Below are 8,058 nucleotides of genomic sequence, written 5' to 3' on the forward strand. Positions count from 1 at the left end.
TCGTCGTATTCAGCCTGTGCCAGTTCTTCGTTAGCGAGTCGCTGGAGCAGAGCGGCCTTATCCGCGCCGCCATCTGGCAGAATACGGGGCAAGCTCTCGGCCAGTTCGCGCAGAAAATTGGCGTTTTCGTAGTGGGTAGTGCTGTTCATGGTCATATCTCCATTCACGCGATTTCATCGCCGGCAGGGGGCTGATTTACCCACTGGCGATCTTCATCGCTCATGCCGGCATCGGGATTGCATTGTGCCAGAAGTTCATCCAGCGTCAGCTTTTTGGTTTCGTTATTCATACGGCCATCTTGATCTGCTTGTCCTCTTTGAACCGGAACCGCAACGCGACAACGGTTCGCCCCTTTTTCACCGTCTCGACGGTGACGGCCAGATCGCTTTTTTCGTTCAGCTCAGCGATGGCCGGTTTTATTAAGTCTCTGTTCAATATCTTAAAATCAGAATATTTATCTTCCAGTTCCAGTATGGATCGGAAGTCATCGAGTGAAATAGTTCTGTCACCGGTGCTGCGGAACTGCTGGAGCAGCTCGTAAATGCGGATGCTGTAGGTGCTGGAGAGGCTGGAGACGTTCTTCACCACTACCCGCGTAAACTGCCCCTTGAGCTGTGTCAGATAGGGCATGATGGCATCGGAGAAGGTGATCTCTACTTTCGCCTCACCTTTGAGATACTGCGCCCGGTACTGCACCCAGCGGAACTCCTCGCGCTTCTCCTCGTTTTTGATGATGACTGACCTGTCCCAGAGGCGATCTATCGCTTCCTTGAGCTTGGCTTCAGCGTGCTGCCGTCCCATATCAGGAAAAGCATCATGAAACTCTGCGGCCGTGATGGTCATGGTTTTTTGTTCATCCGGCGAAGGGGCATCTTCCCCGGATTTCAGGCGGCTGATACAGACCAACAGGAAGCGCTGTTCCTGCAAGGTGAGCTTGTAACTTGCCTCGATAAGGGCGTTGGATTTGTAGGCTATCAAATCAGACATGAGTAATTTATGTTCTTATGGTGAGTGTTTATTTTGTTTTATCACCCAATCAAAAGGTGATCAATATTTTTTTTTACTCACCTTTTTTTGTGGATATAACCCCCGATTTCCTCACCTATAACCCCCGATTTCCTCACCTATAACCCCCGATTTCCTCACCTATAACCCCCGATTTCCTCACCTAACTTGCCAGAACATTATTAAAATCATTGGCTTACGAGACCGAAAAAGGTTTTAAAAAAGAAGATCTAAAAAAAAAGATCTTAAAAACTTAACGGCGGCTCTGTGGATAAAACGAAGCCACGAAAAAAAACATCAAAATAAACAGTAGGTTATGAATATGCCTGTTCTGCAGGACGCTGAATGGCCGTAAATCCCTGTGAATAACGCGCTATGGCAGGAGGTAGCACCCGCCCGTCCGGGCGGGCAAATCGCTGAAAGGCTGTACGTCTTCGACCGTCAGGATCTGGTGTCGCTTCACTGGCAGAGAAGGGGAAACCCGGTCTTTTCAGGATGGAGGGGCGGCAGTCGTCACAGCCCGAAGCCAGCAACGGATCGGCTAATAGTTCTAAAACGCTCTGTAAGGCGCTGTGAGCGATTTTTTCTTTTCCCTGTACGTTTCCCTACCAGAGGGCAAAAAAAAGCCGCAGGATGATTTCTGCGGCTTCTCAGGGCTATTGGCAAACAAGTGTGAGGTTCATCAGCCAGCCTGATTCGTTTTATTTTTTTTCTCACGGGCAGCGATAGCAGCATCACCGCGAGATTTAAGTGCTTCCTGGTGCAGGTTTTCCGGCAGTGTACCGGCAGCCAGCTCCATGAGCAATCCGACAAGCAGGCCGGCATCCACATTGAGCCGCCCGGTTTCACGGTCAACCACGCCGGCCACGCCCATCAGACCAGCCGCCTTGTAGAGTTCGTGGTCACGCGCTTTACGGACGGCGCGACGTTCGGCATTCAGCACTTTAGCGGCATCAGCGCGAGCCTTTAGCGCCCTCTCTGCGGCTTTTTCAGCACGAATGAGCACTCCCAGCTTGCGGCGGTCATTCGGTGTTGGCTGGGACAACTGCGCCAGCATCAGCAAAAGGCGCTGCTGTTCGTTCGGTGCGTTCAGTCCGCGAATATATGCGAGCCGTTTCTCCAGCCATTCATTTTCGTGCATTTTTCCCCCCGCTTTTCGTTTCGTGCCTGTATAAAACTACCACAGTTGCGGCGGAAGGTGTATCCTTCTCGGAAATCTTCGATTTTCGGAAGGCGCGCTTAGTAGTTTCTCCCCTTCGGTGAGAAACTGCGCGGTGGGGCAAGCCCCACACCCCAAATTTACAGGGTAAAGAAATGGCGATTGCACGACTCAGCATGAAAGCGGGAATGAAAGGCCGTGGCGCAGACCACTCGGCCTACATTTCCCGTGAGGGCAAGTATGCAAATCGTCTGGAACGGGGAGAGCGTCTGGAGGCCACCGACCACGGCAATATGCCGGAGTGGGCGAAGGACAATCCGCAACAGTTCTGGCTGGCCGCCGATGCTTATGAGCGCAAGAACGGCACCTCATACCGTGAGATGGAAATCGCCCTGCCTCGTGAGCTGGACAGCGAACAGCGTGAGGCGCTTGTCAGGGACTGGACGGAGCAGGAGCTGGGCGACAAACACGCTTATCAGTGGGCTATCCACGTTCCCACCGCCGCTGACGGAGGTGAGCAGCCACACGTACACCTGATGTTCTCCGAACGGCAGCGGGACGGGATTGAGCGCGATCCAGAGCAGTATTTCAAACGCTATAACAGCCGGAACCCGGAAGCAGGCGGGGCGAGGAAGGGGTACGGTGAGCATGGCGGCCAGCCGCGCACGCTGGAGCAGCGGCGCGAGGAACTTGTCGCCCTGCGCGGCCGTTGGGAGGCCAAAGCTAACGAACATCTTGAGCGAGCCGGCCAGCGCGAACGTATCGACATGCGCAGCTATACAGCGCAGGGCAAGGACGCCATTCCTGAAAAAAAGCAGCTACCGAGTGAATGGCGCGACGAGCGGAAGCGTGCAGAAATACTGGATTTCCGCGCTGCAAAAGCCGAGCAGGAACAGGCACAGAAAGACGCCGGCAAGGTGCTTTATGAGCACAACAGCGCGGTAGAGCACTATCGCGGCGTTGTGGCCGCGGTGCCGGAGCACCGGCTGAAAAACACCTCACCGGACAGCATCGCTCTGGATTTGCGAGAAAAACTCGTCGGGCAGCGCGTTGACAGCGATCCGGCCGTACTGGCCGCACGGGAGCAGGAAGAAAAAACCGGTAAGGCGCTGGAGAATGCGCGGCAGGAACGGGACAAAACCCGGCAGGAAGCCGAGCAGCAGCGGCAGGAGCAGCAACGATGGGAAGAAGAAAACCGGATGCGCCGCTGGCTCCATGACAAGGGCATCAAAAAGGACGAGCGTTATACCGGACTGCAACAGCAACGGGAAAAATCAGAGCAGCAGGCACAGGCCGCCGTGCAGAAGGATCAACAGGCAGAAATGCAGCACCGGCAGGCCGTCACTGCGCGGGAAGAAACCGAAACTGATGTCCGTCAGCAGGCCAATGAAAAATGGTTCGAGCATCATCATACGGCCGTGAAAGAGGCTGCCGCCGAACGCCAGCGGGAACTTGAGCGGCAGGAGCGGGAGCAGCAGCAGGCAAAACAGGCTGAATATCAGCAGTTGATCGCCCAGCAACAGCGGCAACGTGAGCAGGAAAAAGAGCAGGAGCACACACCGGAACGGCAGCACGGGCGCGGAATGAGCATGTAAAAAAGGCACCTTACGGTGCCTTTTTTCTCAGCCGGCGCGGTATTCGGGAACCAGCTCTATCGCATCGCGGCGGGGAGCGCCGGCGCGGTTGAGAACCACAACGGCCACGCCCTCCGTCGCCGTCAGCATGTTGCATTCCTGCGGTGAGATCCACGGCTTAGGCTCTTTTGCCAGCTGGAGACGTTCGCCGGCAGCATTTTTGTGATCCATCATTTTGCCAACCGTATGACTAATCACATGCGGAATATCGAGCGTTATCGAGCTGCGGAACTCGTTTTCCTCGTCGTTAAACGGCGAGGCCGCCGCCCGTTGCAGTACGGTATAGCGCATGTCCGGCACGGTGGAGAGCGATACCGGCTCCAGTGGCAGCCCGAACCCCACACGATCGGAGACATACTGCGCGGTGTGATGGGTTGATGACAGCGCGACAACGGAGCGCAGCTGTGCCAGCATCGCCAGGGCTTTTGGCGCGTTCTGCGTCCCGCCGAAAGCGGCTTCCGCCTGTTCCACTGCCTGCAAGCCAACCACGAAATTCAGCCCCAGTGAGCGCCCACGCGGCAGAATGCCGGCATCGGTTTCATCGAGCAGCACATCAGCTTCATCCATCACAATCATGGCCGCTGTATTTGTGCTGTCCGCTTTCCAGTTATCACCGCGCCGCGTTGCCTCGTTGTACAGCCGTTTTTTGATGAACCCGTTAACCGCTGCGGTGCAGAGTTCGCCATATACCGATGAATCAATCCCTATGCCGTACCGCGCCCCGCGCAGGACATCAGAAGGGTTTACCCCTCCGGCGGCATTAATCCAGCCGTGCATTTTCCTGTGACCGACCAGCGGAGAAAGCCACGCGGTCACAATCCCCTGCACAGAACTGGTATACCCTTCGGCTTTTGCCAGTTCCGGATATTCCTTGAGCCAGAAATCCAGTGCGGCCGTGGTCAGTTCAGGTGACAGTGTTTCTGTACGGGCGCTTACAGCCTCAATCAGCGTGTCCCTGAATGCCGTATCTGACACGCAGCGGGCAATAGTGGCCAGCGTCCACGGTGCGGCCTGAACGCTGACGGCCAGCTCAACGAGCAGGGCAGAAAAACGGAACTGTTTTTCTGCCGCAAATGTCCAGTCAGAGCCTTTATCATTCCCCTTGCCGGAGACAGAAACCAGCACGGCGGCCACTTCTTCGGCATTCAGGCCATCGATCAGCGGGACAGGCGTTTCCGGGTTATCCGGGGTCAGCAGCGTTATTCCCCTGTTGCTTTCGGCCAGTTCGGCCGGTAACTGCCCCTTTCCGTCCATCAGAAGCAGGCCACCGCAATTGTGCTCACACCACTGACGGATAACCGGCCTGAACACGCCGGACGTTTTGCCGGTGCCGGTGCCACCGAGAACAAGCAATCCCGTGGACAGGTCAGCGGCCGACAGGGCAACGCGTGACGCCGGATCGGGCGCCATAATATCCCCCTTCTCCCATGTCACGCCCTGCGCCTCACCCAGCCAGATCAGCGGCGAGGTGTCGCGTGCGGCTCGTTCTGTCTGCTTTTCGCGGGCTTTTGCCTGACGTGAGGCGGACAGAATGATTGCACCGGCTTTAGCGTCATCGTTGATGATGGTAAAGCGCTCGGCGCGGCGCAGAAGGTGACAGAGCGGCAGAGCGGCCAGCGAAATCAGCGTCAGCGTCATACCGGTGCCAAACTGGAGCATCTGCGCTGTCCCGCCCATCGAAAACAGCGAAATATCAGATCCCCAGAGCAGGAGCAGCGCCAGAACGCCGGCAAACCAGCCCAGCGTAAAACCACCGGTCATGATGGCAAACAGCGCCCATAAGACGGCCGGAATGAATGCCAGCCATGCCGGGAGCCAGTACAGAAGCAGGGTTGTGAACGCCAGTACCAGCGGGATCAGCACAGTGCCGAACTGCGCCAGCGGCACATCTGAACCGTAGACCAGTTCGCTTTGCAGCAGACGGCCGGACAACGCAAACCCCTTGCTCGTTTCCAGTCCCTGACTGGCCGAGTCGCGCAGATCGGCCGGCGCGTTGTCGGGTACATCACGGCGGGAGTATTCGGCGGCCAGTGTGCGGGCTTTTTCGATGGACTGACCCACATTGCCAGACCAGTTAAGTGACAGTTTTTTCATGTTCTGATCCCTCAGTAAATGCCGCTGCGCAGGCGATTAATTCTTTCCTGCTGCCGGCGATTCATCTCTTCCAGCTGTTGTTTCTGCTGGCGCTGCATTTCCGCCTGCGCCTGTTTTGCATGGAACATATCGACCCCCATCGAGGCAAACGGCGGGAGCAGGCAGAGAACGGACAGCGCCAGCACCCACGGATACAGGCGCTTATAGGTCATGCTGCGCAGCGTCTGGCGCTCAACTTCCACAGCAATGCGGCCAGCCGTCGCGGCGGCCGCGCCGGCATACTCCTGGCGCACGGGGATAATGCGATCTGCTTTATGCAGGTGAATATCGGGGTTACTGTTAGGGTATATTTTCGCGCCGGCTTTCCGGCTAAGACGTGAATAAACAGACAGTTTTTTCATCAGAAACCACTCCTTAAGTGTTACTAGTAACGCATCGGATAGTAACGAATGACAGAGAAAAAGCAATCAGCAAATGCCAGGCGTCAGGCGGCGTTTAAGGCCAGACAGAGAGAAGCCGGCCGCACTCAGCGGGTGCTGTGGCTGACCGATGAAGAGGTGAACGCCGTCAAGGCGTTACTGGATAAAATGCGGGGGGATGAACGTCCGTAAGGCGTTTTCAGCGTACCGATAAGGGGTTCTGACGCTGACCGACCACGGCCAGAATGTTTACCCGCCGTAACTCGTCGTTCACCTCATACAGCACATGCTGGCCGAGCAGGCTGATACGCCGGACGCCCTCGCCGTATCGCTCGTCGGTCTCGTACAAACGGGGATAATCTTCCAGTCGTTCAGTGGCGGCTATCAGGCGGTCTGTCACGTTTCTGGCGTCCCATAGCGAGGCATTTTCGGCCAGATACTCAAACAGGGCGGCCATATCTTCAACCGCCCCCGGCCGCCAGTCGATTTCATAGGTCATTGCTCAGTTCCTGATAGCGTCCCTGTAACTGCTGGCGCAGCTGCGCGGTACTCATGCCCGGCCGCTTGTCAGCGCGGGCAGCGGCAACCTTTGCGCGAACCCGTTCGTCGTATTCAGCCTGTGCCAGTTCTTCGTTAGCGAGTCGCTGGAGCAGAGCGGCCTTATCCGCGCCGCCATCTGGCAGAATACGGGGCAAGCTCTCGGCCAGTTCGCGCAGAAAATTGGCGTTTTCGTAGTGGGTAGTGCTGTTCATGGTCATATCTCCATTCACGCGATTTCATCGCCGGCAGGGGGCTGATTTACCCACTGGCGATCTTCATCGCTCATGCCGGCATCGGGATTGCATTGTGCCAGAAGTTCATCCAGCGTCAGCTTTTTGGTTTCGTTATTCATACGGCCATCTTGATCTGCTTGTCCTCTTTGAACCGGAACCGCAACGCGACAACGGTTCGCCCCTTTTTCACCGTCTCGACGGTGACGGCCAGATCGCTTTTTTCGTTCAGCTCAGCGATGGCCGGTTTTATTAAGTCTCTGTTCAATATCTTAAAATCAGAATATTTATCTTCCAGTTCCAGTATGGATCGGAAGTCATCGAGTGAAATAGTTCTGTCACCGGTGCTGCGGAACTGCTGGAGCAGCTCGTAAATGCGGATGCTGTAGGTGCTGGAGAGGCTGGAGACGTTCTTCACCACTACCCGCGTAAACTGCCCCTTGAGCTGTGTCAGATAGGGCATGATGGCATCGGAGAAGGTGATCTCTACTTTCGCCTCACCTTTGAGATACTGCGCCCGGTACTGCACCCAGCGGAACTCCTCGCGCTTCTCCTCGTTTTTGATGATGACTGACCTGTCCCAGAGGCGATCTATCGCTTCCTTGAGCTTGGCTTCAGCGTGCTGCCGTCCCATATCAGGAAAAGCATCATGAAACTCTGCGGCCGTGATGGTCATGGTTTTTTGTTCATCCGGCGAAGGGGCATCTTCCCCGGATTTCAGGCGGCTGATACAGACCAACAGGAAGCGCTGTTCCTGCAAGGTGAGCTTGTAACTTGCCTCGATAAGGGCGTTGGATTTGTAGGCTATCAAATCAGACATGAGTAATTTATGTTCTTATGGTGAGTGTTTATTTTGTTTTATCACCCAATCAAAAGGTGATCAATATTTTTTTTTACTCACCTTTTTTTGTGGATATAACCCCCGATTTCCTCACCTATAACCCCCGATTTCCTCACCTATAACCCCCGATTTCCTC

11 protein-coding genes and 1 pseudogene are annotated in these 8,058 nt (G+C 55.7%); 2 read left to right on the top strand and 10 right to left on the bottom strand.

The annotated features are described in order from the left end of the window. The 4 genes and pseudogenes from JG725_RS20415 to traD form a co-directional block, all read right to left on the bottom strand. Window positions 1–149: pseudogene (locus JG725_RS20415) on the bottom strand (plasmid stabilization protein); the annotation flags it as partial. 14 nt (window positions 150–163) lie between these two features. Further along, window positions 164–289 carry a hypothetical protein gene (locus JG725_RS20820; protein WP_255556175.1) on the bottom strand — a complete coding sequence of 42 codons (126 nt, stop codon included), beginning with the start codon at window positions 287–289 and terminating at the stop codon, window positions 164–166. Next, window positions 286–987: a replication initiation protein gene (locus JG725_RS20420; protein ID WP_061371533.1), complete on the bottom strand. Its 702-nt coding sequence runs from the start codon at window positions 985–987 to the stop codon at window positions 286–288. Before JG725_RS20420 ends, JG725_RS20820 begins: the two co-directional genes overlap by 4 nt. A 700-nt stretch (window positions 988–1,687) precedes the next feature. Continuing rightward, window positions 1,688–2,146, bottom strand: coding sequence for a conjugal transfer protein TraD (gene traD, locus JG725_RS20425; RefSeq protein WP_052862006.1), 459 nt, complete (start codon window positions 2,144–2,146; stop codon window positions 1,688–1,690). Between the two features lie 173 nt (window positions 2,147–2,319). On the opposite strand from traD, the gene JG725_RS20430 reads away from it, so the two are divergent. Beyond that, window positions 2,320–3,759, top strand: coding sequence for a MobA/MobL family protein (locus JG725_RS20430; protein WP_199379680.1), 1,440 nt, complete (start codon window positions 2,320–2,322; stop codon window positions 3,757–3,759). A 27-nt stretch (window positions 3,760–3,786) separates the two neighbouring features. On the opposite strand, the gene JG725_RS20435 is transcribed toward JG725_RS20430, so the two are convergent. After that, window positions 3,787–5,892: a TraM recognition domain-containing protein gene (locus tag JG725_RS20435; protein WP_199379682.1), complete on the bottom strand. Its 2,106-nt coding sequence runs from the start codon at window positions 5,890–5,892 to the stop codon at window positions 3,787–3,789. 11 nt (window positions 5,893–5,903) lie between these two features. After that, window positions 5,904–6,293 (bottom strand): hypothetical protein, encoded by a 390-nt coding sequence (locus JG725_RS20440; protein WP_199379684.1) that lies wholly within the window; start codon window positions 6,291–6,293, stop codon window positions 5,904–5,906. Window positions 6,294–6,341: 48 nt separating this feature from the next. Between JG725_RS20440 and JG725_RS20445 the strand changes: the two genes are divergently transcribed. Next, window positions 6,342–6,503, top strand: coding sequence for a hypothetical protein (locus JG725_RS20445; protein ID WP_153937067.1), 162 nt, complete (start codon window positions 6,342–6,344; stop codon window positions 6,501–6,503). 7 nt (window positions 6,504–6,510) lie between these two features. On the opposite strand, the gene JG725_RS20450 is transcribed toward JG725_RS20445, so the two are convergent. The 4 genes from JG725_RS20450 to JG725_RS20460 are packed head-to-tail and all read right to left on the bottom strand — an operon-like array spanning window position 6,511 to window position 7,901. Next, complete coding sequence (locus JG725_RS20450) at window positions 6,511–6,810, bottom strand: type II toxin-antitoxin system RelE/ParE family toxin (protein ID WP_042096184.1); 300 nt, start codon at window positions 6,808–6,810, stop codon at window positions 6,511–6,513. Beyond that, window positions 6,800–7,063 (bottom strand): hypothetical protein, encoded by a 264-nt coding sequence (locus JG725_RS20455; protein WP_042096185.1) that lies wholly within the window; start codon window positions 7,061–7,063, stop codon window positions 6,800–6,802. Before JG725_RS20455 ends, JG725_RS20450 begins: the two co-directional genes overlap by 11 nt. A gap of 14 nt (window positions 7,064–7,077) precedes the next feature. Continuing rightward, on the bottom strand, window positions 7,078–7,203 hold the full coding sequence (locus tag JG725_RS20825) for a hypothetical protein (RefSeq protein WP_255556175.1): 126 nt from the start codon (window positions 7,201–7,203) through the stop codon (window positions 7,078–7,080). Continuing rightward, entirely contained in the window at window positions 7,200–7,901 is a 702-nt protein-coding gene (locus tag JG725_RS20460) for a replication initiation protein (RefSeq protein ID WP_061371533.1), read from the bottom strand. Before JG725_RS20460 ends, JG725_RS20825 begins: the two co-directional genes overlap by 4 nt. Window positions 7,902–8,058: the final 157 nt, after the last annotated feature.

It is taken from the genome of Brenneria sp. L3-3C-1, assembly GCF_016456245.1.
Taxonomy (GTDB): Bacteria; Pseudomonadota; Gammaproteobacteria; order Enterobacterales; family Enterobacteriaceae; genus Brenneria.

What these genes read in the sequence shown, in the direction of transcription:
- JG725_RS20820 (WP_255556175.1), bottom strand. Translation starts at nt 289, where the DNA reads ATGAATAACGAAACCAAAAAGCTGACGCTGGATGAACTTCTGGCACAA.
- JG725_RS20420 (WP_061371533.1), bottom strand. Translation starts at nt 987, where the DNA reads ATGTCTGATTTGATAGCCTACAAATCCAACGCCCTTATCGAGGCAAGT.
- traD (WP_052862006.1), bottom strand. Translation starts at nt 2,146, where the DNA reads ATGCACGAAAATGAATGGCTGGAGAAACGGCTCGCATATATTCGCGGA.
- JG725_RS20430 (WP_199379680.1), top strand. Translation starts at nt 2,320, where the DNA reads ATGGCGATTGCACGACTCAGCATGAAAGCGGGAATGAAAGGCCGTGGC.
- JG725_RS20435 (WP_199379682.1), bottom strand. Translation starts at nt 5,892, where the DNA reads ATGAAAAAACTGTCACTTAACTGGTCTGGCAATGTGGGTCAGTCCATC.
- JG725_RS20440 (WP_199379684.1), bottom strand. Translation starts at nt 6,293, where the DNA reads ATGAAAAAACTGTCTGTTTATTCACGTCTTAGCCGGAAAGCCGGCGCG.
- JG725_RS20445 (WP_153937067.1), top strand. Translation starts at nt 6,342, where the DNA reads ATGACAGAGAAAAAGCAATCAGCAAATGCCAGGCGTCAGGCGGCGTTT.
- JG725_RS20450 (WP_042096184.1), bottom strand. Translation starts at nt 6,810, where the DNA reads ATGACCTATGAAATCGACTGGCGGCCGGGGGCGGTTGAAGATATGGCC.
- JG725_RS20455 (WP_042096185.1), bottom strand. Translation starts at nt 7,063, where the DNA reads ATGAACAGCACTACCCACTACGAAAACGCCAATTTTCTGCGCGAACTG.
- JG725_RS20825 (WP_255556175.1), bottom strand. Translation starts at nt 7,203, where the DNA reads ATGAATAACGAAACCAAAAAGCTGACGCTGGATGAACTTCTGGCACAA.
- JG725_RS20460 (WP_061371533.1), bottom strand. Translation starts at nt 7,901, where the DNA reads ATGTCTGATTTGATAGCCTACAAATCCAACGCCCTTATCGAGGCAAGT.